The 24,170-nt window shown below is 41.8% G+C and carries 19 protein-coding genes; 10 read left to right on the top strand and 9 right to left on the bottom strand.

The features are described from left to right. Positions 1 to 79 precede the first annotated feature (79 nt). The 7 genes from yjjX to fliB all read left to right on the top strand — a co-directional run bounded on the left by yjjX (position 80) and on the right by fliB (position 6,750). Complete coding sequence (gene yjjX, locus L2672_RS00405; RefSeq protein ID WP_248993856.1) at positions 80 to 637, top strand: inosine/xanthosine triphosphatase; 558 nt, start codon at positions 80 to 82, stop codon at positions 635 to 637. 54 nt (positions 638 to 691) lie between these two features. Continuing rightward, on the top strand, positions 692 to 1,180 hold the full coding sequence (locus tag L2672_RS00400) for a GNAT family N-acetyltransferase (RefSeq protein WP_248993855.1): 489 nt from the start codon (positions 692 to 694) through the stop codon (positions 1,178 to 1,180). Positions 1,181 to 1,489: 309 nt separating this feature from the next. Beyond that, entirely contained in the window at positions 1,490 to 2,530 is a 1,041-nt protein-coding gene (locus L2672_RS00395) for an NADP(H)-dependent aldo-keto reductase (RefSeq protein WP_248993854.1), read from the top strand. 75 nt (positions 2,531 to 2,605) lie between these two features. Next, entirely contained in the window at positions 2,606 to 3,865 is a 1,260-nt protein-coding gene (locus L2672_RS00390; RefSeq protein WP_248993853.1) for an aminotransferase class V-fold PLP-dependent enzyme, read from the top strand. A 37-nt stretch (positions 3,866 to 3,902) separates the two neighbouring features. Next, a complete protein-coding gene (locus L2672_RS00385; RefSeq protein WP_248993852.1) occupies positions 3,903 to 4,346 on the top strand; it encodes a SufE family protein in 444 nt (147 codons plus the stop codon). 32 nt (positions 4,347 to 4,378) lie between these two features. Continuing rightward, the gene (locus L2672_RS00380; RefSeq protein WP_248993851.1) at positions 4,379 to 5,536 is read left to right on the top strand and encodes a membrane dipeptidase; all 1,158 of its coding nucleotides are present in this window, start codon (positions 4,379 to 4,381) and stop codon (positions 5,534 to 5,536) included. Positions 5,537 to 5,571: 35 nt separating this feature from the next. Further along, positions 5,572 to 6,750 carry a flagellin lysine-N-methylase gene (gene fliB / locus L2672_RS00375; protein ID WP_248993850.1) on the top strand — a complete coding sequence of 393 codons (1,179 nt, stop codon included), beginning with the start codon at positions 5,572 to 5,574 and terminating at the stop codon, positions 6,748 to 6,750. 95 nt (positions 6,751 to 6,845) lie between these two features. Here fliB and cysC read toward each other — a convergent pair whose 3' ends face one another. The 5 genes from cysC to cobA all read right to left on the bottom strand — a co-directional run bounded on the left by cysC (position 6,846) and on the right by cobA (position 12,562). After that, positions 6,846 to 7,469, bottom strand: coding sequence for an adenylyl-sulfate kinase (cysC, locus tag L2672_RS00370; RefSeq protein ID WP_248993849.1), 624 nt, complete (start codon positions 7,467 to 7,469; stop codon positions 6,846 to 6,848). Between the two features lie 75 nt (positions 7,470 to 7,544). Then, entirely contained in the window at positions 7,545 to 9,269 is a 1,725-nt protein-coding gene (locus L2672_RS00365) for an SLC13 family permease (protein ID WP_248993848.1), read from the bottom strand. Between the two features lie 3 nt (positions 9,270 to 9,272). Next, on the bottom strand, positions 9,273 to 10,715 hold the full coding sequence (gene cysN, locus L2672_RS00360; protein WP_248993847.1) for a sulfate adenylyltransferase subunit CysN: 1,443 nt from the start codon (positions 10,713 to 10,715) through the stop codon (positions 9,273 to 9,275). A gap of 68 nt (positions 10,716 to 10,783) precedes the next feature. After that, entirely contained in the window at positions 10,784 to 11,692 is a 909-nt protein-coding gene (gene cysD, locus L2672_RS00355) for a sulfate adenylyltransferase subunit CysD (RefSeq protein ID WP_248993846.1), read from the bottom strand. 51 nt (positions 11,693 to 11,743) lie between these two features. Then, positions 11,744 to 12,562 carry a uroporphyrinogen-III C-methyltransferase gene (gene cobA / locus L2672_RS00350; protein WP_248993845.1) on the bottom strand — a complete coding sequence of 273 codons (819 nt, stop codon included), beginning with the start codon at positions 12,560 to 12,562 and terminating at the stop codon, positions 11,744 to 11,746. 218 nt (positions 12,563 to 12,780) lie between these two features. Between cobA and L2672_RS00345 the strand changes: the two genes are divergently transcribed. Continuing rightward, positions 12,781 to 13,671, top strand: a complete 891-nt coding sequence (locus tag L2672_RS00345; RefSeq protein WP_248993844.1) for a phospholipase A — start codon at positions 12,781 to 12,783, stop codon at positions 13,669 to 13,671. Between the two features lie 75 nt (positions 13,672 to 13,746). Here L2672_RS00345 and L2672_RS00340 read toward each other — a convergent pair whose 3' ends face one another. The 4 genes from L2672_RS00340 to L2672_RS00325 form a co-directional block, all read right to left on the bottom strand. Continuing rightward, positions 13,747 to 15,456 (bottom strand): hypothetical protein, encoded by a 1,710-nt coding sequence (locus L2672_RS00340; protein ID WP_248993843.1) that lies wholly within the window; start codon positions 15,454 to 15,456, stop codon positions 13,747 to 13,749. 728 nt (positions 15,457 to 16,184) lie between these two features. Continuing rightward, complete coding sequence (locus L2672_RS00335) at positions 16,185 to 16,958, bottom strand: phosphoadenylyl-sulfate reductase (RefSeq protein ID WP_248993842.1); 774 nt, start codon at positions 16,956 to 16,958, stop codon at positions 16,185 to 16,187. Positions 16,959 to 16,986: 28 nt separating this feature from the next. Then, positions 16,987 to 18,687: an assimilatory sulfite reductase (NADPH) hemoprotein subunit gene (gene cysI / locus L2672_RS00330; RefSeq protein ID WP_275974921.1), complete on the bottom strand. Its 1,701-nt coding sequence runs from the start codon at positions 18,685 to 18,687 to the stop codon at positions 16,987 to 16,989. A gap of 100 nt (positions 18,688 to 18,787) precedes the next feature. Further along, a complete protein-coding gene (locus tag L2672_RS00325; protein ID WP_248993840.1) occupies positions 18,788 to 20,578 on the bottom strand; it encodes an assimilatory sulfite reductase (NADPH) flavoprotein subunit in 1,791 nt (596 codons plus the stop codon). A gap of 457 nt (positions 20,579 to 21,035) precedes the next feature. Between L2672_RS00325 and L2672_RS00320 the strand changes: the two genes are divergently transcribed. Next, positions 21,036 to 22,562, top strand: a complete 1,527-nt coding sequence (locus tag L2672_RS00320) for a Re/Si-specific NAD(P)(+) transhydrogenase subunit alpha (RefSeq protein WP_248993839.1) — start codon at positions 21,036 to 21,038, stop codon at positions 22,560 to 22,562. An 11-nt stretch (positions 22,563 to 22,573) separates the two neighbouring features. Beyond that, a complete protein-coding gene (gene pntB / locus L2672_RS00315) occupies positions 22,574 to 24,061 on the top strand; it encodes a Re/Si-specific NAD(P)(+) transhydrogenase subunit beta (RefSeq protein WP_248993838.1) in 1,488 nt (495 codons plus the stop codon). Positions 24,062 to 24,170 lie beyond the last annotated feature (109 nt).

Genomic DNA, 24,170 nt, shown 5'->3' with positions numbered 1-24,170 from the left:
TTATGCATTGCTTTATCATCTGTTATGATGCCTTGAAACATCGACATTATTTTCAAACCAATTGAGACATCTGCATTCTATGACACCTCAAAAAATCTCCATTTTAGTGGGCTCTAAAAATCCGGTCAAAATAGCGGCGGCACAAGAGGCTATTCAACAATACTTTCCCAGCGCTGCCATCCATTGTGCAGGGATTGATGCTCCCTCAGGGGTTGCCCAACAACCGATGAGCGCAGAAGAAACCAAAAAAGGTGCCATTAATCGCGTAAAATACTGCCAGCAACATGCTATCAATACGGGCATAGAAGCGGATTACTATGTAGCGATGGAAGGGGGTGTAGACATGTTTGATCACGGCGCAGCGACATTTGCATACATGGCATTAATTAATAACAATCAATTGAGTATTGGCCGCAGTGCATTATTACCTTTACCCACAAAAGTGTATGAGGCACTAGAGGCGGGAGAAGAACTAGGCCATGTTATGGACAGGCTTTTCAATACTCACAACATTAAACAAAAAGGCGGTGCGATAGGTTTACTCACTCAAAACCTAGCTACCCGAGGCAGTATATACACCCAAGCGATTATTCTTGCCATGGCACCTTTTATTAATCGCGAGTTTTATGCTGATTAAACGCATTTAATGCCTATCCCCCGATTCACTGAGTTAATTTTTGGAACGTTGTTTATGAGCCAGCCCGAATACCACATAAGAGTTATCACCCCTAATGACGATGCCGCCATTGCCGCGGTGATTCGACAAGTCTCTGCCGAATATGGCTTAACCCCAGATAAAGGCTTTGGGGTGGCTGACAAAACCTTAGATCAACTCAGCCAAGTATACAGTGCTGACCGAAGCTGTTATTGGGTAATTGAACATAAAGGACAAATCTTGGGTGGCGCAGGCATCGCACCGCTTAAGGGGAAAAGTGATATTTGTGAATTACAAAAAATGTATTTTTTACCCCAGTTACGGGGAAGCGGTATGGCCAAAAAAGTATCACAACTGGCATTTGAATATGCCAAACAACAAGGTTTTAATGAGATTTATTTAGAAACCACAGCAGTATTAGTTGAAGCACTCGCACTATATCAAAGCCTGCAATTTACACCTTGCCAGCACTTTGGAGATACTGGCCATGATGCCTGTGAAATCGCCATGATGAAAACCTTATAACAGTACCAAACATCAAGATGTCACAACCATTTCTATAAAAAATGCTGAATTATTAAGCAGCATAATTATTGATGAATCAATAACCTTTGCAATATTGCAAAAGCTTGGTAGCCTCAAAGTAACTGATACTAATCCTAGTAAATAAATGCTCAAAAAATCGCGTAGGAAAATGCATGATAACAAGGCAGATTAATTTAGATAAGTCGTTATTCTACAATCAAAAGATCTAACGCCGTTATCAAGTATTTTAACAAGCAAGAATGAGCAGTTATTTATGTTGATTGGTTTGATATCCGTCTGGAGAAAAATATGGAATATCGACGTCTTGGGCATTCAAGCCTAGAAGTAAGTAAAATTTGTTTAGGCACCATGACTTGGGGCGCACAAAACTCGCAGTCAGAAGCATTCGAGCAATTAGACTATGCCATTGGTCAAGGTGTTAACTTTATTGATACCGCCGAAATGTACCCTGTTCCTCCTTCAGCCGAAACCCAAGGTGAAACAGAACGTATTATTGGTCGCTATTTAAAAGCACATGGCAATCGTGACGAACTGATTATTGCCTCTAAAGTCGCGGCACCGGGGCTTAAAGGTGATTATATTCGTCCTAATATGGCATTGGATTGGCGCAATATTCACCAAGCGGTTGATGACTCACTCACTCGCTTACAAACCGACTGTATTGACTTATACCAAGTGCATTGGCCAGACCGAAATACTAACTATTTTGGTGACATGATTTACACCCATGATGAAGATGAGCACTACACGCCTATCTTAGACACTTTAGAAGCCTTAGCTGAAATAGTTAAGCAAGGTAAAGTGCGTTATATCGGCATATCTAATGAAACGCCATGGGGTTTCATGCAATATCTTCGTCTTGCTGAAAAACATGACTTACCAAAAATTGTCAGCATTCAAAATCCATACAACTTGCTCAATCGCAGCTTTGAAATGGGTATGTCTGAAATCAGTCTACGTGAAAACGTGCCATTACTGCCATACTCACCATTAGCATTTGGAATGCTGACAGGAAAGTATGAAAATAATCAATGGCCTGAAAATGCGCGACTCACCATTCATAAACGTTTTGCACGTTATAACAGCACGCCAATGGCGCTTGAAGCAACTCAAGCTTATGTAGATTTAGCCCGCGAGTTCAAACTGACCCCAGCGCAAATGGCGTTGGCTTTTGTTAATAGTCGTCAATTTGTTGGAGCTAACATTATTGGTGCCACCAACTTGCATCAACTCAAAGAAAACATCGACAGCCATAACGTCATGTTGTCAGATGAATTACAGCAACGTATTAATATTCTATCAGAACAATACCGCTTCCCTTGTCCTTAGGGCTGACAGGTTAATCTTGCATTAGGCATCAAGATCATTGAAGATCTTGATGCCTTTTTATCGAGTGTATATTCCATGACAAATAGCCGTTTTGACCATCAAGCTATCCGTAAGCAATTTCCCACGTTACAGCAGCAATTGGGCGATCACCCACTTTGCTACTTAGACACTGCTGCCACAAGCCAAAAGCCGCAGTGCGTGATTGATGCGATGAATGATTATTATGTTCAAGACAATGCCAATGTACATCGTGCAGCTCATCAATTATCGGCACGAGCAACGCAAAAATATGAACAAGTTCGTCAACAGGTCAAACAGCTGATTCAAGCTGGCTCAAACCAACAAGTTATTTTTACTCATGGCACCACAGAATCAATCAATATGGTCGCTCATGGTTTGACAACACAATTTAAAAAAGATGACATTATTTTAGTTGATGGTGCAGCTCATCACGCCAACATTGTGCCATGGCAAGCATTGGCAAAACGGACTGGCGCTAAAGTCATCCCCATAGGGCTAACTCCATCCGGTCATTTAGACCTTAGCTCATATGATAATTTATTAGCCTTAAAGCCCAAATTAGTGGCGTTATCACATGTGACTAATGCGTTAGGCACCATAAACCCAGTTGAAAATTTAGTGGCTAAAGCTAAGCAACAAGGTGCATTAACCTTAGTTGATGGCGCACAAGCTATAGCGCATTTAGACGTTAATGTTCAAACCTTAGGGTGTGATTATTATGTTTTTTCTGGGCATAAAATGTATGGGCCTACAGGTGTGGGCATCCTTTATGGCACCCTTGATGCGTTAAATATGCTAGACCCTATGCTAACCGGCGGCGAAATGATTAAAAGCGTCAGCTTTGAGGCCACCACTTATGGCGAATTACCGAATCGATTAGAAGCCGGTACGCCGGCAATTGCTGAAGTGATTGGCTTAGGCGCAGCAATTACCTTCTTATCAAAACTTGATAAACCGCAAATTCAGCAACATGAGCGTGAAATGCTCAGCTATCTTCAGCAACAATTAAGCCAACTAGGGGATATTACCCTATACGGAGTTGAAGGCAGTGGGTTAGCTGACAATAACGCCACCTCGACGAACAATTTAGGAGCGGTTGCGTTTAACCTTGCAAGTGAACATCACCAAGACGTCGGCATTTTACTTGATCAACAAGGTATTGCGGTGCGCTGTGGTCACCACTGTGCTATGCCATTAATGCAACACTTAATGATTAAGGGGTGTTGTAGAGCCTCTATTGGCATCTATAACAACCAACAAGATATTGATCGTTTTATCAACGCACTTAACGAAGTAAAATTAATGTTATTGTGATTAACGCTAGACAAAAATTAACCTTGTGAGAATATCAATGTCGCCAGCTTCAACCCCTGCTGAATCGCTTTTTGAACCGCTTAGCGAAGCACTAATTCAAGGCGAAAAATTAATCGCCAATGCCACAAATTGGCAAGAGAAATATCGCCAAATAATGCTTTTAGGCAAAAAACTGCCAAGCTTAGCTGCTGAATTTCGTCAAGAAAGCGCACAAGTAAAAGGCTGTGAGAGCCAAGCCTGGTTGTACCATCGTACAATCAATGGCAAAGAGTACTTTGTAGCCGACAGCGATGCACGTATAGTCAAAGGGTTAATTGGCTTATTGTTGGTCGCCACCCAAGGCCAGTCAGCTGAAGTCATTCGCCAATTTGATGTTACTGAATACTTTAATCAATTAGGGTTAAGTGGGCAGTTAAGCCCGTCAAGAACGAATGGCTTACACGCCCTGGTACAAGCAATGAATGATCACCTGACACGTTAACAGCGTAACCATAATAAAAATAGGAATACTGAATGCCACATGACATGCTCACTCGCCGTAAATTACTTAAAGGCTTAGGCGCAGCAGCGTTATGTAGTCCCTTTTTTGCCCAACATACTTGGGCTTCAGCCAATCGACCTTTTTATATCGACGGCTTATCATTTTTACCCGAAGATATTAACGATGTAAAAGCATCAAAGCTGACTAGTTTCATTGCCGATATTTCTGATATTGAAGCCATCAAACAAGCCGATGGCACCACTAACTATAAACGTAGTTACAATGCCTGCATTAAAAGCATTAAAGCAGCTAAGCAAATTGTAGAGGCTAATCCTGATGTGTATATTCAAGGCCAAACTGGCCTAGATATCGTAAAAGCACAAGAATCTGGACGCACGGCAGTATTCTTTCAAATACAAGGCGCAGATTGTGTTGAAGAAGATAGCGCTGAACATTGGCAACAATTGCAAGAATTTAAACAACACGGGCTACGTGTACTGCAGTTGACTCACCATTACGGCAACCGTTTTGCCGGTGGCGCATTAGACAATGACGGCGTAACAGGGCTCAATAAGCCGTTAACCCAAGCGGGTCACGAGCTTATTGCAGCCATGAACCAACATCACATGCTTATTGATGTTAGCCACTCAAGTGCTCAAACGGCTTTAGATACTGCAAAAGCCAGTAACAGCCCCATAGTTCAAACCCATGGCGCCGCCCGAAGTATTGTGAATCATGCCCGCTGCTCACCAGATGAAGTCATTCGTGCAATCGCCGACACAGGTGGCGTATTTGGCATATTTATGATGAGCTTTTGGCTTACTAATAACCCAACTCCCACCATTAGCGACTATATCAAGCAAATTGATCATGTGGTCAGAATTGCTGGCGTAGACAGTGTCGCCATTGCCAATGACTTTCCGCTAATGGGTCAAAAAGAGTTAATAAAACTAAATAACAACAATGAGCAAGGCGTAAAACAGTATTTAGATTGGTGGCATAGCTTGCGGGACAAAAACGTGCTGGGATTTGATGTTGAGCCCAAGCATGTGGTGATACCTGAGCTTAATAATATCGATCGTATGAGTTTGATTGATGACGCCCTTAAGAAAGCCCGTTTTAAGTCATCAGATCGCGATCGCATTATGGGTGGAAACTGGCAAAGAGTCATCAACCAAGTACTGATATAATTTTAAATAAGTCAAAAAACAGCCAAAGGAATGCCATGGAAAACTTAATAATTAAACCTAATTATGTCTCATTATTTAGTTGTATAGGCCCTAAATGCAGTGACAGTTGCTGTAATGATTGGATGATCACTTTTGATAAACAAAGTTATAAGAAAACGATTTCAAATAAATATTTAGCCGACATCGCTAAGTTTGCCTTGATGGAAACAAAAGACAGTGAATCAGATTGGGCTGTTATTAAACTTGATAAGCAAGGAGCCTGCCCATTTTTAAATTCACAAAAACTATGCCAAATCCATGATAAAGAAGGAGAAGATGCTTTAAGTTACACCTGTAAAACTTATCCGAAGCGAGATCAAATCATTGGTAATGACAAATACAAAAGTGTGTATTTGTCCTGCCCTGAAGTCGCTCGAATAGTATTATTCGAACAAGAAGCATTTATTTTTTCAGCTAACCCAAGCGGAACAAAATCAACCCATCAACCCAGCCCTACGTGGCTAGAAAAGTCTTATGAATATAGTTTAGATTTATTATTAAATTGCGGGTTAACCTGGCAAGAGGCACTACTTGCTATAGGTTTATTAATAAAAACCAGTCAGGAAGTTTCTGAAGGCACTGCATCAGTTGATAAATTAGACAGTCGCTATCAACAGTTACAGACCATGGCCCAAAAGGGCATTATTAGTAAACAGTTTGAGCAAATTCCTTATACGGAAACGCCTCAAACTCAAACATTTGTTGCTATTCACGATGCACTTTGCACGTTACATTCTCGAAGCGAAAGACAAAGGTTTATCTCCATTAATGATGCTATTAGTACCTTATGTACTGAAGAAAACCAATATTCTATTAAAGATATTAATAAAGTGTGGAGTGAGAAAGTCGCGTCGAGCAAAATCGAAGCTGACGAGATTTTTACTAAGTTTGTAATTTATTCCATGTTCCACAATCACTTTCCTATGCACGAAAAGCAGAAGCCTGAACAAGTATTTCAACAATTAGTGATTGATTGTTTTATGGTACGTTGTTATCTAGCCTCTGTATTCAACCAAAACCAACGTTTGAGCAATGAAGATATTGTGAAATGTTTTCAGGTTTATCATGTAGTCAGACAGCATAAACCTAAATTTATTGAGATTATTCAAAACATATTAAAAGACTTCAATTTAACCTCAATACCCGCTGCAATAAGTTTGTTAAAAACGCCTTAAGCTTCGGCAAAATATACGATGTGATTTACTCTCGAACATACAGATTATAAAAGTGAAGTCCACCGCCAATAGGTTAACCTAATGGCGGTTTGATGTTAAATACCTAAGCCTTCCATCATTTTCTCACCATCAATCACTTGAATAGCCGTTAAATAATCAACCAATGCTTGTACTTGTGTGGCAAGCTCACCTTTACTAGTATCAATAGTCAATTCTGCCGCTTCTGGTGCTTCATAAGGTGATGAAATACCCGTAAAGTTAGCTATTTCACCGTTTCTCGCTTTAGCATACAAACCTTTAGGATCACGTGACTCACAAACACTTAAAGGTGTAGAAACAAACACTTCAATAAACTGACCTTCAGGAAATAAACGTCTAACTCTTTCACGTTCAGCGCGAGTAGGCGAAATAAACGCCGACAATACCACTAAACCAGCATCAACCATTAATTTTGCAACTTCACCTACTCGGCGAAGGTTCTCGTCACGATCTTCTAGACTAAAACCAAGATCTTTACACAATCCATGGCGCACATTATCGCCGTCTAATAAATAGGTATGAAAGCCCGCTTCAAATAAAGCATGCTCTAATGCACCCGCTAGAGTTGACTTACCTGAGCCAGATAACCCTGTGAACCACAGTAATACCGGATTTTGATTTTTCTGACGACCGCGAGCCGCTTGATCAATTTCATGTTGATGCCAAACAATATCCGTCATACTAACTCCTTCCACACCACCGCCTAGGTGGCTACTACAAAAAATTCATGTTTTAACGCTGAATTAACTCAAACATTAAAAAGGAAAAAAATAAGGTACTGTAAAAATAACCGTTAACGAGTACACCACAGACAAAGGCAACCCCACCCTAACAAAATCAGAGATCTTATAATTACCTGCGTTATACACCATTAAGTTAGTCTGATAACCATAGGGAGAAATAAAGCTCGCACTGGCACCAAAAACCACCGCCATAATGAACGGTCTAGGGTCAACCCCATAACTGGTTGCCACCGCATAAGCCACAGGAAATGCCAGTGCAGCGGCAGCATTATTGGTAATTAATTCGGTCACTATTAAGGTAATAAAAAATACCCCAACAAATGCCGCAAATACCCCTTGGCCATTAAAAACGCTAATAACACAATCAGCTAAGGTAGCCGCTAAGCCGGTGTTAATCATTAAGGTGGCTAAGCACAAGGCACTACCCACAATCACCACCAGCTCAATTGGAAAACGGCGTTTTAACTCAGTTAAACTCACTGCACCAATAGCAAAATAGCTCAATAGCAACACCACTAAGCCTTTGGCCAGAGGCACCACTTCTAAAACACTTAACAAAATGGTTAACACAAAACCCAGTATCACCCAGTTACTGCGTTTGTCGTCTAACCTAACATTTAAATCTAAGCCACTAATGGCCGCAAAGTCAGTGGTTAAATTAGGGCTTTGGGTAAACCGATCACCTGGGGTAATCAGCAATACATCACCGGGTTGCAAAACAATATCACCTAGGCCTCCTTTTAACGGAGCGTGTCCACGGCGAATAGCCATCACGGCTGAGTCATACACCTCACGAAAACGTGCATCTTTCAAACTGGTTCCCACCAATTTTGAAGACGGGCCTAGTACTGCTTCCACCAAGTTTTGCCCTTTAGCATGTTGCTTGCCAAACCATTCCAAGCCATCAAACTGATGCAATAACTCTACAGACTCAACCGCACCGCTAAAACGCAGCATGTCTCCGGCTTGAATCACCATGTTAGGTGGCACAGGACAAATGCGAATACCACTGCGTTCTAACTCCACTAGGTAGAGTTTTTTTAGTGATCGTAAGCGGTTGTCGATAACGCTTTTACCAACAAGTTGAGACTGTTTGGCTACATGGGCTTCTAATAAATACGGTAAGGCTTCATCTACATTTTCTTCACGGCGATCAGGTAAAGTATTGGCCAGTAGCATTAACACTACGAGGCCAACTGCCACAATGATGATGCCTACCTGAGTAAACTCAAAAAAACCTAATGGCGTTAAACCTGCATTCTCAACAAAGGAGTTAACGATTAAGTTTGTGGAAGTCCCTATTAACGTCAAAGTGCCACCCAATATGGCAGCAAAATTTAATGGCAACAAAAGCTTAGAGGGAGCATGTGTTTGATTTCGCCTTACCACACCAATCAGTGAAGCCACTACTGCAGTGTTATTCGTAAACGAAGACAATAAGGCTGTAGATAAGCCTAACTTACCAATGGTGCTGTACAGGCTCCCCTTACCTATCACTTGGCTTAATTTACCAATTAACCAGGTTTTTTCTAATGCGGTTGCTGCAAGAACCAATAAGACTAGCACCACTAAACCATTGTTAGTGAAGCTAATTAGTGCTTGGTTTAGGTCAACTAAACCAAGCAGGTAAGTACTGAGTAATGCAATAAAAAACATGGTGGCAGGTTTGGCGACCCCTGCAATCAAGCCGCCAACCATGGCTAACAAAATACACGCTAACAGCCACGTTTCACTCATGCATTATTTTCCAAGCAAACTGATGTCACGGGCATTCCAATGTGGAAAATGCTTACGGACTAATGCATTGAATTCCAGTTCAAATTCACTATATTCACTGTTAACTTGCTTTTCACCTTGATAACCATCAACCACCATGACTGCGGCAACAGTGGCATTTGATAAACGATCAATTAAGATCATTCCGCCAGTGTCCCTAACAAGAGTATAAGGGTCTAATACTACCGTTTCAGTTAAATCCAACTTCACTCTGGCGATAGTATTCAAGCTTAACGATGTTGCTGCACTGCGAGCTAAGGTGTTGACGTCAGTAACATATTCAATTTCGCTCACCACAGCCTGAGTTTTCTTACCCGCTACTTTGACATCATATAACTGGCCAATTTGTAATGGCTTTTCATCCATCCACACTAAATCAGCCACTATGTGGTTTGCTAGGCTAGGTGCGCTGTCAGCTTTAGCTAATAAATCTCCACGAGAAATATCAATTTCATCTTCAAGCGTAATGGTTACAGCTTGGCCAGCAACAGCTTCATTTAAGTCGCCATCAAAGGTCACAATACGTTCAACTTTGCTGCGCTTATTTGAAGGCAGAGCAACAATTTCATCGCCCACTTTCAATACACCAGAGGCTAAGGTGCCAGAAAAACCACGGAAATCTAAGTTAGGGCGCAGCACATATTGCACAGGGAAGCGCACGGGTAACTCACTGAGTTCGCGTTGAGTATCAATGGTTTCCAGTAGCTCAAGTAAGGTGCCGCCAGTATACCAATCGCTTTGAGTGCTTCGGTTCACTACATTGTCGCCATTCAGTGCAGAAAGCGGCACATAGTGAATATCTAGATCGCCAAAGTCTTTCACAAAGTCAGCAAAATCGGCTTGAATTTTGTTAAATACGCCTTGGTCAAAATCAACTAAATCCATTTTATTCACCGCCACAACAAAGTGACGTAAGCCTAGTAATGAGGCGATAAATGCATGACGTTTAGTTTGAGTTTGCACGCCGTAACGCGCATCAACCAAGATAACCGCTAAGTCACAAGTAGAGGCACCTGTGGCCATATTGCGCGTGTATTGTTCGTGGCCAGGGGTGTCAGCAATAATGAACTTACGTTTTTCACTTGAAAAATAACGGTAAGCCACATCGATAGTAATACCTTGCTCACGCTCGGCTTGTAAGCCATCAACCAATAATGCTAAATCAATCGCTTCACCGGTTGTCCCCACTTTGGCACTATCTGATTTTAAGCTCGCAAGCTGATCTTCATAAATTTGTGCGCTGTCGTGAAGCAGGCGACCAATTAAGGTACTTTTACCATCATCAACACTGCCACAGGTTAGAAAACGTAATAGGCCTTTGTTTTGCTGTAATGCCAGATACTGCTTTACGCCGTGTTGCTGAATTTCAGCGGCCATACGAGTTGTGTTATTTACTGCTTGATCCATAATCTTTCTCACTCAATTTGAGTTATCAATCTACTGTCTAAGTGGTTAATAAGGCGCGGCTAAAATACTTAGAAGTAACCCTGACGCTTTTTCTGTTCCATAGAGGCACTTTGGTCTGAGTCGATCAAACGCCCTTGACGCTCACTTGAACGAGTGAGAAGCATCTCTTCAATAATCTTTTCTAAATTATCTGCATCTGATGGCATTGCTGCGGTCAACGGATAACAACCTAGGGTTCTGAAGCGCACACGTTCAGTTTTAATTTCTTCACCCTCTTCCAGTGGCATACGGTCATCATCTTTTAAGATTAACTGACCACCTTTGTTAACCACTGGACGCTCTGCGGCAAAATATAGCGGTACGATTTCAATATTTTCTTGATAGATGTATTGCCAAATATCTAACTCAGTCCAGTTTGATAATGGGAAAACACGTATACTTTCACCTTTGTTAACCGCGCCATTGTAGGTGCGCCATAACTCTGGACGTTGATTTTTAGGGTCCCAGCGATGGTGTTTGTCACGGAATGAGTAAACACGCTCTTTAGCACGAGATTTTTCTTCATCACGACGGGCCCCACCAAATGCGGCATCAAATCCATGTTGGTTTAGCGCTTGCTTTAGCGCTTGAGTTTTCATGATGTCAGTGTGTTTAGCACTACCATGGGTGAATGGGCCAACGCCTTGTTCAACCCCTTCTTGATTGGTATGTGTTAATAACTCAAAACCAAAAGCTTTAGCTTGCGCATCACGGAACTGGATCATTTCTTTAAATTTCCAGCCAGTGTCCACATGCAACAATGGAAATGGGATTTTGCCTGGATAAAAAGCTTTGCGCGCCAAATGAAGCATCACTGAAGAGTCTTTACCAATTGAGTAAAGCATCACAGGGTTATCAAACTCGGCGGCAACTTCACGAATAATTTGAATGCTTTCCGCTTCCAGTTGTTGTAAATGGCTCAATGAACGACCTGCCATGATGGTTCTCCGTTTGCTTGTTAAATGTGCCAATAAATGGCGCTAATTAAATTAATATAATGACGCGGTTGAAAAATCTGCTTCACACGCTTCCGCGGATTGCGGATTAAACCAATTTAAGCTGTCTGTTAGGTTAACCACTTCACCAATAATGATTAATGCAGGCATGTGAAGTGCTGGATCTGCTGCTAATTGGCCTAAGCTATCTAAGGTGCCAATAAACTTTTGCTGATCTTGTGTTGTCGCCTTTGACACTATCGCCACCGGCGTTTTGCTATCTCGTCCGGCATCAATTAAACCTTGGCTAATAATATTGGCATTTAAGGTGCCCATATAAACGACTAAGGTATTGTTTGGGTTAGCATAACCTTGCCAATCCATAGGACGTCCCGCTAACTGACAATGACCGGTAATAAAGGTTACCCCTTGGGCATAGTCTCGGTGAGTTAGCGGAATACCTGCATAGGCCGAAGTACCACTAGCCGCGGTAATACCAGGCACAACTTCAAACGGTATATCTGCTGCAACTAAGGTTTGTAACTCTTCACCACCACGACCAAATATAAATGGGTCACCACCTTTTAAACGCACCACATTTCTACGGGTATAGGCTTTGGTGACTAATAATTGGTTTATTTCATCCTGACTGGCACTGTGTTTACCAGCACGTTTACCAACAGCTATTTTTTCAGCGCTATGGGGAATTAAGTCAATAATGTCTTGGCTGACCAAGGCGTCAAATAACACCACTTCAGCGTGTTTAAGAATGCGGTATGCTTTTAATGTTAATAATTCGATGTCACCGGGGCCTGCTCCCACAAGCCACACTTTGCCTTTGGCTTGATGACCTGGCATTGATATTAATTCCATTACACACTACCCCGTATTCTTTGATTAAGGTCAAATATAACGGTTTATATATTCCATATGTAATAGTTAATAGTTAGTTTTTATTCCATTTAGATATATAAGAAGTGAAAGAAATGCACCAAAAACGACTAATGAAATAAAACAATGCATGATTTTTTGAAAAAGATAAGGTTACAATAAGTTCACATAACGGAAACACATTCAATGGAATTGCATCTATGAAAATCAATATCACGACTTTTATAATAAGCTTGGTGCTAGGTGTAACCAGCCTTCATACGAACGCTGATGACTCATTACTTCATGATCGGGTAGAAAAAGAGTTAAAAACGGCAGAAAACCCCTTCGTGATTGCCCCCCATAGAGCCAATTACGTGTTACCCGTAACCTACCAGTCTCGCCCTAATAACACGCCATTTGAAGAAAAGTATCCTGATGAAAATATTGATGTAGACAACCTTGAAGCTAAATTTCAAATCAGTTTTAAATTCCCACTTTGGTACAATATTTTTGGCGACAATGGCCATTTATTTTTTGCTTATACCAACCAATCTTATTGGCAGGTGTATAACAAAGAAGTCTCATCACCATTCAGAGAAACCAACCATGAACCCGAAATGTTTATGCTGTTTAATAATGATTGGGAAATTGCCGGGCTAACTAACTCATTTTGGGGCTTTGGCGCGGTGCATCAATCAAACGGGCAAGCTAACCCATTATCACGTAGTTGGAACCGAATTTATGGCACCATGGTTTTTGACCGAGGCCCGTTTGCATTAGGGTTAAAAGCTTGGTGGCGTATTCCTGAAGATGAAAAAGACAGCCCGACTGATGCTAGAGGTGATGACAATCCAGACATCAACGATTACATGGGTAATTTTGAATTAACCGGCGTGTATGGGTTAGAAAAACACCGATTTACGGTGTTACTGCGCAATAACCTTTCTAGCGATAATAAAGGCGCATTTGAATTTACGTGGAGCTACCCCATCATCGGCAACTTACGTCTTTATACCCAGTACTTTAACGGCTACGGTGAAAGCTTAATTGACTATAATCATCACAATCAACGCATTGGTATTGGTTTAGCCATGAATGATATTTTATAACGCTTTTCTAGCACAAACAAAAAGCCCCGCTAAAGCAATGCTAGCGGGGCTTTTTTGTACAATTAGCTAGTGATATTAAGGCGCTTTTGCACTCATCTTTGAGCCAACTTCAATGCCTTCAGAGGTAATATCAACACTCATCTTCAGCTTCATCTTGTAGTCTTTCATCATAGTTAACTCTTCTGGAACCGGTTCACCGTTTTGCTCCATCATAGTGACTAAAGGCGAAATCATTTTTTGGTAATCAACTCCAAAACTGATTAGGCCATTTGAAGTCAGTGATTGCTTAGCAACACGTTCGGCTAACGATGCACCTTTACCAGAATAAATCACTAAATGGTTACCTTTAATTGCCATATTAGCTTGCACACCTAGCTCAGGAGGCAGCATAAGTAATGAGCTGACATCAACCACTTCGCCTGAAGATAAATCAACCTGCGCTAAAGGTGGGTAGAATGGCTTCACCATCGACAATAACATTGACGGATTATCTGCCGATAAGGTCATTAACGCATCTAATTTTTTAAACGCTGGAGAACCGTTAACCTCGGTAAGTGTATAATCTAATACAGACAAGCTTACCCCTTTTACGCCATTGGCCATTCCGGTCATCATGCCTAACATGGCAGGATTAAACTCTTGCGAACCTTGTTGCAATTCGGCCAATGCTTGGCATTGGTAACTTGTACTGGTCATTTCGGTATACACATCATTTAATGATGAGGCCAATTTACCCACATCAACACCCATACCCAATGATAATATATGCTCAGCATCATCAAAGTCAGGAATAAAGCCACGCAGGTTACTCAGTGCGTTAAGTATTACCGTGTTATTAGATTCAATGACAAACCTTGCATCAAAGTCGCTTTGCTCACGGGTAACATTAAAAGATTTAAAGCCCAGTACCGTTCGAGGCCAGTTATTGGCAATAGCCATAAACTCAGATTGACACACAGGAGTACGTATTTGAGTCAGTGCATCGTCATTTTGCATGTTAGCAAGCTTAGTCAATTGCTTTGCCAGCATATTTCCATCTTCAGTTGTTAGCCCTTTTACCAATTCAACGTGATTGATAAAACTAATACTGTCATTAGTAAAATCATGTTTGGTGGCAATATCATTTAACATTGTTGTGGCAGACAATGGGTTAGGAACTTTGTTTACCCCTAGTGCTGTTTCAAATAACGCAGGTTGGTTAAACGAGGTGTTTAATGTCATTGTTAACCAGCCTTGTTGCTCGGCAAAAATAACATCAATAGTTTCCTCATCAAATTCACCTGTTAGGCGATAGGCGCGATAATCAACGCCACCAATAGATGACTTTGAATGGGTAAAACCACTTTCTTGCTCTGCTCTATCCAGCTCAGCCCAAAATGCTTGTGGGTTTGCAATTTGTAATTTCATTACAGGCAAAGCACCTAAGGTATAAAAGAAGCTTTGCATTGTTTCAGGCAATCCATAATGCGTTATCAGCTGCTCAGGCGAATTAAGCATTTGTAGGTATTGTTTATAAAGGCTGAAAAAAAACTTTTCATGAGCCTGAGAAAATTGGCTGATATCACCCAGTTGCTCTGCAGTTAAACTCGGTTTATTACCGGCAGTGCTATGTAAATAGTCTGCAATAGGGAAAGGGGTAAGTTGTCCTGAAAACACCAAGGTATCAGCAGGAATGTAATCTAGCATTGGATTAGCAGTCACAGTGACAGCATCATTTTGCTGACTAAAGTAATATCCACCCGCGCCCAGTGCTAACACCGCAACGGCAACAGCCATTTTATTCATTGTTAAGCTCCAATTTATATATTAATAAACTCTTCCATGAAAACTCGAAAAGAAAGCGAAGTCGCTTGAATCAACTCAGGTTTTACTTAACGCAAAATAACATGGTTTTATTTTATCTAACATAAGTGAATCGGTTTTAGTGTTCAATCTGTTAGGTTTATCTCCCATAAGATCGGCTCCTTGAAATTAATCAACATAGAATAAACAACAAATACACAAGGCGAGATAAACGAAAGCCCCAACAAATGGATTGTTGGGGCTAAAAATGATTGCTTATACGCTAACAAGTCAATCAATGTGCTCGAGGAGGCGAGCGAAGCTTTTGGAGGTACTTGGACTGCAATACAGCCCTAAAAAGTGTCAACAAAAACTGTCTACGGGGACGTATAAAGGTAGACTATTCTTTTAATGTTTGCCTAATTTTTTAAACAAAAATTAACCCTTTTTAACCTGAACTCGGGATAAGAAGTTAGTTAAAAACTTGAATTAATAAAGATTTATTTTCCGTCTTATTCTAGAGAGATATTTTTGCTTAGAACAAGGCAGATTTGTGCGTCAATAGCTGGCCTCGGCTTGGGTTCCAACGTCGCTCTACCTCCCCCATCCATGGGGTCGTATTGCAAACAAATTTAACGCCGTTATAAGTAAAAATAGCCTCTAGAAAGCAAGTTGTTATCTCGAGCTCAGGTTTTAAGTATTTCAATTACTTAGCTAAAGTCTATTAATGACTAAATTTCAAAATGTAATCCACACTCTCTTTTTAAACCATTAAAGCGAGTTTCTTCTTCGCTCATACCTAGCTCAAGTGGTTTACTTGAATGAGTATCGCCTACCGAAACATAACCTTGCTCCCATAACGGGTGATAAGGTAAATCATGTTGGGTTAAATACTCATGCACGTCTTTATTGCTCCACTCTAAAATTGGCAATAATTTAAAACGATTGCCATGAATCGCTAAAATGGGCAAAGCTTCGCGAGTGCTCGACTGTGAGCGTCGCAAACCGGCAAACCAAGTACCTATGCTTAGCTCACTTAATGCTCGTTGCATGGGCTCAACTTTGTTAATGCGATTGTATTGCTCTAGCCCTTCAAGGCCTTGCTCCCAAAGCTTACCAAAGCGAGCTTCTTGCCATGCGGCTGTTTGCTCAGCGCGATACACTTTAAGGTTCAAGTTTAAACGCTCAGTGAGCTGATCAATAAACTGATAAGTTTCGGCAAATAAGTAGCCGGTATCAGTTAATATAACAGGGATATCTGCCTGTACTTGGCTAACAAGGTGCAGCATTACTGCGGCTTGTATACCAAAACTAGATGATAAAGCGTGTTCTGAGGGTAGAAAAGCTAGCCCCCAAGCCACACGCTCTTGAGCGGTTAATCCAGCCAAAAACTGATTCAGCTTTTCCAGTTCTGCTTGTTGCACCTCTTTTGGCGCGTCGAGCAATTGCAATAATTGCTCTGGCGTCACTAAAGATTGGGTTGTTGCAGTGGCTACTTTATTCATAATCAACGCCCCATAGAATCATCATCAATTACCCGTGAAAATCTTGTGCTGCATCAATAACCGGCTTAACCACACCAGCACGAACTGTGAAGTTACCAAAGGTTTCACCTGCATCACGCTCTGCGGCATAACGTTCAAATAAACCATCAAGTTCTGCTAAAATTTCCGCTTCTTGAATGTTTTCTTTGTACATTTTATTTAAACGTGTGCCTTCATAGCTGGCGCCTAAATATAAATTGTAACGCCCTGGCGCTTTACCGACTAAGCCGATTTCTGCAGCAAATGGACGCGCACAGCCGTTTGGACAGCCGGTCATACGGACCACAATGGCTTGCTCGCTAATACCGTGTTTTGCTTGTAGTGCATCAACATGATCAATAAATGCTGGGAAATAACGCTCCGCTTCTGCCATCGCTAATGAGCAAGTTGGCAATGCCACACAGGCAATAGAATGACCACGGGTTGCTGATAACACTTCGCCTAATAAACCATGCTTACGGGCTAAGTCTTCTATTTCAGCTTTGTCTTGTTCAGCCACTCCAGCAATAATCATATTCTGGTTAGCGGTCATTCTAAAATCACCTTTGTGCACCTTGGCGATTTCACGTAAACCTGTTTGTAGCGTTTTACCTGGTGAATCTTTAATTCGGCCGTTTTCAATAAATAGCGTTAAGTGCCATTTATTATCAATGCCTTCAACCCAACCATAACGATCACCACGATCACCAATGATAACTTCACGCTTAGGTTCAAACTTCACCCCTGCACGCTTTTCAACTTCGGCTTTAAATGCATCATAGCCATGGTCAACAATGGTGTACTTTAAACGTGCACGCTTACGCACAACACGGTTACCCCAGTCACGTTGAACTGTCATCACGGCTTCTGCAAATTTGATGACATCAGTGGTTTTGATAAAACCAAAGTCATCAGCTAAACGGGGGAAAGTTTCTACTTCACCATGGGTTGAACCCATGCCGCCGCCAGCAACTAAGTTAAATCCAACTAGTTCGCCATTTTCTTCAACGGCAATAAAGCCTAAGTCGTTGGTGTAAACATCAACATCATTATCTGGCGGAACTGACACGGCCATTTTAAACTTACGCGGTAAGTAAGTTTTACCGTATACAGGCTCGTTAGTTTCTGTGTCTAATAACTTTTCTTCATCTAACCAAATTTCGGCGTAAGCACGAGTATGGGGAAGAAGATGATCAGACAACTCTTTTGCCACTGCATAAGCTTGTTGATGTAACTTTGACTCAACCGGATTAGGGTTACACATCACGTTACGGTTAACGTCGCCACAAGCGGCAATTGAATCGAGTGCTGCTCGGTCTAACCCTTGAATCAAGGTCTTTAAATTACGCTTTGGAATACCGTGATACTGAAACGTTTGACGTGTAGTTAAACGGATACTATTTGATGTGGTTAATGTAGATGAAATTCTATCAACATCTAACCATTGCTCAGGAGAACAAATCCCTCCAGGCACACGCGCACGTAGCATGAAGCTATATAATGGCTCTAATTTTTGCGCTTTACGCTCGTTACGTAAATCACGATCATCTTGCTGGTAAAAACCATGGAACTTGATCAACTGTTGATCGCCATCGCTAAATGATCCAGTGACTTGCGTATCTAAACCTTGCTGAATTGTTCCGCGCAGGTAATCACTATCGGTTTTTAAGTATTCATTTACTGCTAACTTTTGCTCACTCATTTGAGACAGCCTCTTTACTTTATTCTGTATCGATTAACGGCAATATTGCTAATGACCCATCACGTCGCAATTGTCACTCGGCCGTTAAACCTATAGGGATAATGACTTATTAATACACGTCTTTTTGGTAACGCTTAGCGGCGCGTAGCTCTTCAAAGTACGCTTTTGCATCTTCTTCGCTGAGTCCACCTTGGCTAACAGCCACATTAACAAGTGCTTGATGAACGTCTTTTGCCATTCGATCTGCATCACCACAAATATACACATGTGCGCCATTTTGTAGCCACTGCCACACTTGCTCAGCTTGCTCGGTAATGCGGTGCTGTACATAGACTTTTTCAGCCTGATCTCGCGAGAACGCCACATCTAAACGGCTTAAGTCACCACTTTTCAGATATTGTTGCCATTCAACCTGATATAAGAAGTCTTGTTCAAAGTGAGGATTACCAAAGAACAACCAGCTTTCACCTGACACACCATCAGCAACACGTTGCTGAATGAAGGCTCTAAATGGTGCAACACCGGTGCCGGGGCCAACCATAATAACAGGTGTATCTGCCGACTCAGGTAAGCGGAAATGCTTGTTAGGCTCAACATAAACTTTAACTTGCTGGCCTTCTTCGGCTGACGCTAAGAAATGCGATGCACCACCAAATCGTGCTTGGCCTTCACGCTCATCTTCAACCAGTGCCACGGTTAAATGTACTTCAGACTCAACTTCAGCTTGGCTTGAAGCAATAGAATATAGTCGTGGCGTTAATGGACGTAACACTTCAACTAACTGTGCTGCGTTGACTTTAGCGGGGTAAGCACTGACTAAATCAGCTAGTTGATTATTTAAAATAAACTGGCGAGTTTGCGCTTTATCTTCACTTAGTGCTAATAAATCAGCATTACCACTGAACTCTGCCCAAGCTTTTACTAACCCTGGATACAATTGGGTTAGCTCTTTTTTGTCAGTTAAAGCCTCGACTAAACTTGTGGTTTCTTTACCTACTATGACTTGCTCGTCTGCTGATAACGATAAACCTGAAATAATTTCATTAACCAACGCAGGGTTATTGCTAAACCAAATGCCAAGTGCATCTCCCACTTGATATTGAATACCTGATTCACCTAAATCAATTTCAACATGGCGAACGTCGCGATCTGAATCTCTCCCCGTCAGCTTTTGGCTAACTAATACTTCTGCGGTGTAAGGGTTTTGCTTGGTGTATTCACTGGTTGCTGTTTGCGCTTGTGTTAACGGAACCACACTGGCTGATGCGGTTTGAATAAGCGGTTTAACCGCGTCAACTACGCTGTCCTGCCACTCTTCTGCTGCCTGTTCGTAGTCAACGTCACATTCAACTAAAGGTAATAATGATTTAGCCCCTAAAGCCGCTAAGCGTGAATCAAAGTCTTTACCTGTTTGGCAGAAAAACTCGTAGCTTGAATCCCCTAAGGCTAAAACTGCATAGCTTAAGTTATCGAGCTTAGGTGCACGCTTAGAAGATAAAAACTTATGGAGTTCAATCGCATCGTCAGGTGCTTCGCCTTCACCATGGGTACTTACAACTGCAAGTAAAATAGTTTCTTGCTTTAATTGACGCACGTTGTAGTCGCCCATTGAAGCTAGGTTAACCGCATAACCTTGAGCTTGTGCTTTTGCAGCTAGTTCTGTGGCAACACCTTTACCATTGCCTGTTTGGCTTCCATATAAAATGGTAACGGTTTGGCTAGCTGTAGGTTGACTTTCAACCACAGCACCCGAAGTTGATGCGCCATTAGCACTAGCAGCTAAATAACCACTAACCCATGCTAATTGCACAGAAGATAATTCTGACGTGAGTTGCTTTAACTTGTCGACTTGTCCTTGTGACAATGGAGAAGCTAATGCAGATAGTTCTTTTAACAACATAAGACGGCCTTATAACAGTGTAATGCAGTCAAGCTTACTCCTACGATTTAAAAGCAAAAAAGAATAAAAGATAATTTTTTATTCCATTTGGGTATATGCAAAGGTGACTTTTTAAGCTACAAAAGTGTGGTGTAGTTAAAACTTTTTAATTTTCTTAGATTAAAACAGGGTTAATTATCCTTACAGCACTTGTGTGAATTAAGTGTCTGCAGCAAGCTAGGCTGCCGGAACAATATTTTAAAACTCATATTGTTAATTGTTCTGGTTAAAAAACAGTAAACGATTGCCTTTAAAAGCATCATAACCAGAATAAATTGGTGTCGAGTCATCAGCATCAATACTAGCGAATATCAATTCAAGGAAGATTACGACCGTTAACCTTGAATGAATGTAGTCATAATGGACTAGGTTGGGAGAGCCCTAGTTCGTTTTAGTCATTAACCATCAGGAATCAGTCATGCAGATTGGAATACCGAGAGAAAGTATCGCAGGTGAAACACGCGCAGCAGCGACGCCCGCCACAGTGGTACAATTACAAAAGCTCGGCTTTAGTGTGGCCATAGAGGCAGATGCAGGTAAATTATCAAGTTTTGATGATGCCGCATTTGAACACGCTGGGGCCGAAATCGTCGAAGACGCGTATCAAGCTGACTTTGTTTTTAAAGTTAACGCGCCTACAGACTCAGAAATTGACAAAATGAAAGCCGGCACCACATTAGTTAGCTTCATTTGGCCTGCTCAAAATCCTGAACTTGTTGAAAAATTATCACAAAAGAATATCACCGTTATGGCCATGGACATGGTGCCACGTATTTCACGTGCCCAGTCGCTAGATGCACTATCTTCAATGGCGAATATTGGCGGTTATCGTGCAGTGGTAGAAGCCGCTCATGAATTTGGCCGATTCTTTACCGGACAAATTACCGCTGCAGGTAAAGTGCCACCTGCCAAAGTATTAGTCATTGGTGCAGGTGTTGCAGGCTTAGCCGCCATTGGCGCTGCTGGCTCACTTGGGGCAATTGTTCGTGCATTTGACACCCGCCTTGAAGTGGCTGAGCAAATCGAATCTATGGGTGGCGAATTCTTAAAACTAGAATTTGAAAACACCGATGGCGGCTCATCTGACGGCTACGCAAAAGTCATGTCAGAAGAGTTTATTGCCGCTGAAATGGCACTATTTGCTGAACAGGCAAAAGAAGTCGACATTATTATCACTACAGCACTGATCCCTGGACGCCCTGCGCCTAAACTTATCACCAAAGAAATGGTTGATAGCATGAAGCCTGGTTCAGTAATTGTCGATTTAGCCGCAGCAACCGGCGGTAACTGTGAATACACTGTCACCGGTGAAAAAACAATTACTGACAACGGCGTTAAGGTATTAGGCTACACCGACCTACCTGGCCGCCTACCAGCTCAATCATCACAACTTTATGGCACTAACTTAGTTAACTTAATGAAGCTAATGTGTAAGGCCAAAGACGGCAACGGCGTGTTAGATTTTGATGATGTGGTTATGCGTAATATGACCGTGACCCGCGACGGGGAAATTACTTTCCCACCACCGGCTATTTCGGTATCTGCAGCGCCAACCAAGCCTGCTGCTGCACCAGAGCCAGAGGTAAAAGAGGAAAAAGCCCCATCTAAGCTGAAGTATATTTTGGCCGCTGCGGGTATTGCAGCCTTTGGTGCAATTGCCTCGGTTGCTCCTGCTGAGTTTTTATCTCACTTTACCGTGTTTGTGTTGTCATGTGTGGTGGGATATTACGTAGTGTGGAACGTTTCGCATTCATTACATACTCCGCTTATGTCTGTAACCAATGCAATTTCAGGCATTATTGTTGTGGGCGCATTACTGCAAATAGGTCAAGGCTCGGCATTAGTCACCGCCTTATCGTTTGTAGCGGTATTAATAGCAAGTATTAACATTTTTGGCGGATTCACCGTCACTCAGCGCATGCTGAAAATGTTCCGTAAAGATTAAGGGGAAATATCGTGTCAGAAGGACTGGTAACAGCATCGTATATAGTCGCTGCGGTATTCTTTATTTTAAGTCTTGCGGGACTTTCAAAACAAGAAACCGCGAAAAACGGCAACCTGTTTGGCATCATCGGGATGACCATTGCACTTGGGGCAACTATTTTAAACCCAAGTACCACAGGTGTAGTATGGATCATTTTAGCCATGGTTATTGGTGGCGCAATTGGTATTCGATTTGCGCTTAAAGTTGAAATGACAGAAATGCCTGAACTCGTGGCAATTCTTCACAGCTTTGTAGGTATGGCTGCGGTATTAGTGGGCTATAACAGCTTTATTGATATGCATCCTCAAGCAATTAACGAAATCGTTGTAACCCTTGGCAATGACCTTGATAGCACTATGGCATCAGTTGAGGCTGCACTTGTTGAAGCAAGCCAAGCACAACAAGCCAGCCATGAGTTGTCAGGCGCCATGTTAAATATTCACCTAGTTGAAGTATTTCTAGGGGTATTTATTGGTGCAGTCACCTTTACTGGGTCTGTGGTCGCATTTGGTAAATTACGCGGTCTTATCCCATCTAAAGCACTGGCTTTGCCGCACCGTCATAAGCTTAACCTAGCAGCCGTTATTGTATCACTAGTGTTAATGGTGCAATTTGTGCAAACAGGCGGTGCTATTACACCAATGCTAATTATGACCTTAATTGCCTTCGCCTTTGGCTGGCACTTAGTAGCATCTATTGGTGGTGCCGATATGCCTGTTGTGGTTTCAATGCTGAACTCATACTCAGGTTGGGCAGCTGCTGCAGCTGGTTTTATGCTATCAAACGACTTGCTTATTATTGTCGGTGCATTAGTTGGCTCGTCAGGCGCTATTCTGTCTTACATTATGTGTAAGGCAATGAACCGCTCATTTATATCGGTTATTGCTGGCGGGTTTGGTAGTGACGGCGTTGCATCTTCAGGTGATGAAGAAGTGGGTGAATTTCGTGAAACAAGTGCGGAAGATGTTGCTGAAATGCTTAAAGGTTCTGACTCTGTCATCATCACTCCAGGCTATGGTATGGCGGTTGCACAAGCACAGTATCCAGTAGCTGAAATCACACGTAAATTACGTGATATGGGCGTTAAAGTACGCTTTGGTATTCACCCTGTTGCTGGACGTTTACCAGGCCACATGAACGTACTACTAGCCGAAGCTAAGGTGCCATACGATATCGTATTGGAGATGGATGAAATTAACGAAGATTTCTCTGACACCGATACAGTATTAGTAATTGGTGCTAACGATACGGTTAACCCTGCGGCAATGGAAGATCCAAACAGCCCTATTGCTGGTATGCCAGTATTGGAAGTTTGGAAAGCGCAAAATGTCATTGGCTTTAAGCGTTCAATGAACACAGGTTACGCCGGTGTACAAAACCCATTGTTCTTTAAAGACAATACCCAAATGTTATTTGGTGATGCTAAAGACAGCGTAGAAGCAATCTTAAAAGCACTTTAATTGCTTATAGGTAAAATAAGTTAACCTCAGTTCAGGTTAGGCTTATTTTATTACAAAAATACCAGCCGATTAAGGCTGGTATTTTTTTGTCACCCTCAAGATGTTTCAT

This window comes from Shewanella gaetbuli, from assembly GCF_023284065.1.
In the GTDB taxonomy this organism is placed as follows: domain Bacteria; phylum Pseudomonadota; class Gammaproteobacteria; order Enterobacterales; family Shewanellaceae; genus Shewanella; species Shewanella gaetbuli.
Note: the sequence above shows the minus strand (reverse complement) of the source record. Positions and strands in the feature narration are given on the sequence as shown.

Bases quoted from the DNA above. Each gene is read 5' to 3' on its own strand.
- cysN (WP_248993847.1), bottom strand. From the start codon at position 10,715: ATGGATCAAGCAGTAAATAACACAACTCGTATGGCCGCTGAAATTCAG.
- L2672_RS00365 (WP_248993848.1), bottom strand. From the start codon at position 9,269: ATGAGTGAAACGTGGCTGTTAGCGTGTATTTTGTTAGCCATGGTTGGC.
- cysC (WP_248993849.1), bottom strand. From the start codon at position 7,469: ATGACGGATATTGTTTGGCATCAACATGAAATTGATCAAGCGGCTCGC.
- fliB (WP_248993850.1), top strand. From the start codon at position 5,572: ATGGAAAACTTAATAATTAAACCTAATTATGTCTCATTATTTAGTTGT.
- yjjX (WP_248993856.1), top strand. From the start codon at position 80: ATGACACCTCAAAAAATCTCCATTTTAGTGGGCTCTAAAAATCCGGTC.
- L2672_RS00390 (WP_248993853.1), top strand. From the start codon at position 2,606: ATGACAAATAGCCGTTTTGACCATCAAGCTATCCGTAAGCAATTTCCC.
- L2672_RS00325 (WP_248993840.1), bottom strand. From the start codon at position 20,578: ATGTTGTTAAAAGAACTATCTGCATTAGCTTCTCCATTGTCACAAGGA.
- cobA (WP_248993845.1), bottom strand. From the start codon at position 12,562: ATGGAATTAATATCAATGCCAGGTCATCAAGCCAAAGGCAAAGTGTGG.
- L2672_RS00395 (WP_248993854.1), top strand. From the start codon at position 1,490: ATGGAATATCGACGTCTTGGGCATTCAAGCCTAGAAGTAAGTAAAATT.
- L2672_RS00340 (WP_248993843.1), bottom strand. From the start codon at position 15,456: ATGAATAAAATGGCTGTTGCCGTTGCGGTGTTAGCACTGGGCGCGGGT.
- cysD (WP_248993846.1), bottom strand. From the start codon at position 11,692: ATGGCAGGTCGTTCATTGAGCCATTTACAACAACTGGAAGCGGAAAGC.
- L2672_RS00335 (WP_248993842.1), bottom strand. From the start codon at position 16,958: ATGAATAAAGTAGCCACTGCAACAACCCAATCTTTAGTGACGCCAGAG.
- L2672_RS00380 (WP_248993851.1), top strand. From the start codon at position 4,379: ATGCCACATGACATGCTCACTCGCCGTAAATTACTTAAAGGCTTAGGC.
- L2672_RS00345 (WP_248993844.1), top strand. From the start codon at position 12,781: ATGAAAATCAATATCACGACTTTTATAATAAGCTTGGTGCTAGGTGTA.
- L2672_RS00400 (WP_248993855.1), top strand. From the start codon at position 692: ATGAGCCAGCCCGAATACCACATAAGAGTTATCACCCCTAATGACGAT.
- L2672_RS00385 (WP_248993852.1), top strand. From the start codon at position 3,903: ATGTCGCCAGCTTCAACCCCTGCTGAATCGCTTTTTGAACCGCTTAGC.
- L2672_RS00320 (WP_248993839.1), top strand. From the start codon at position 21,036: ATGCAGATTGGAATACCGAGAGAAAGTATCGCAGGTGAAACACGCGCA.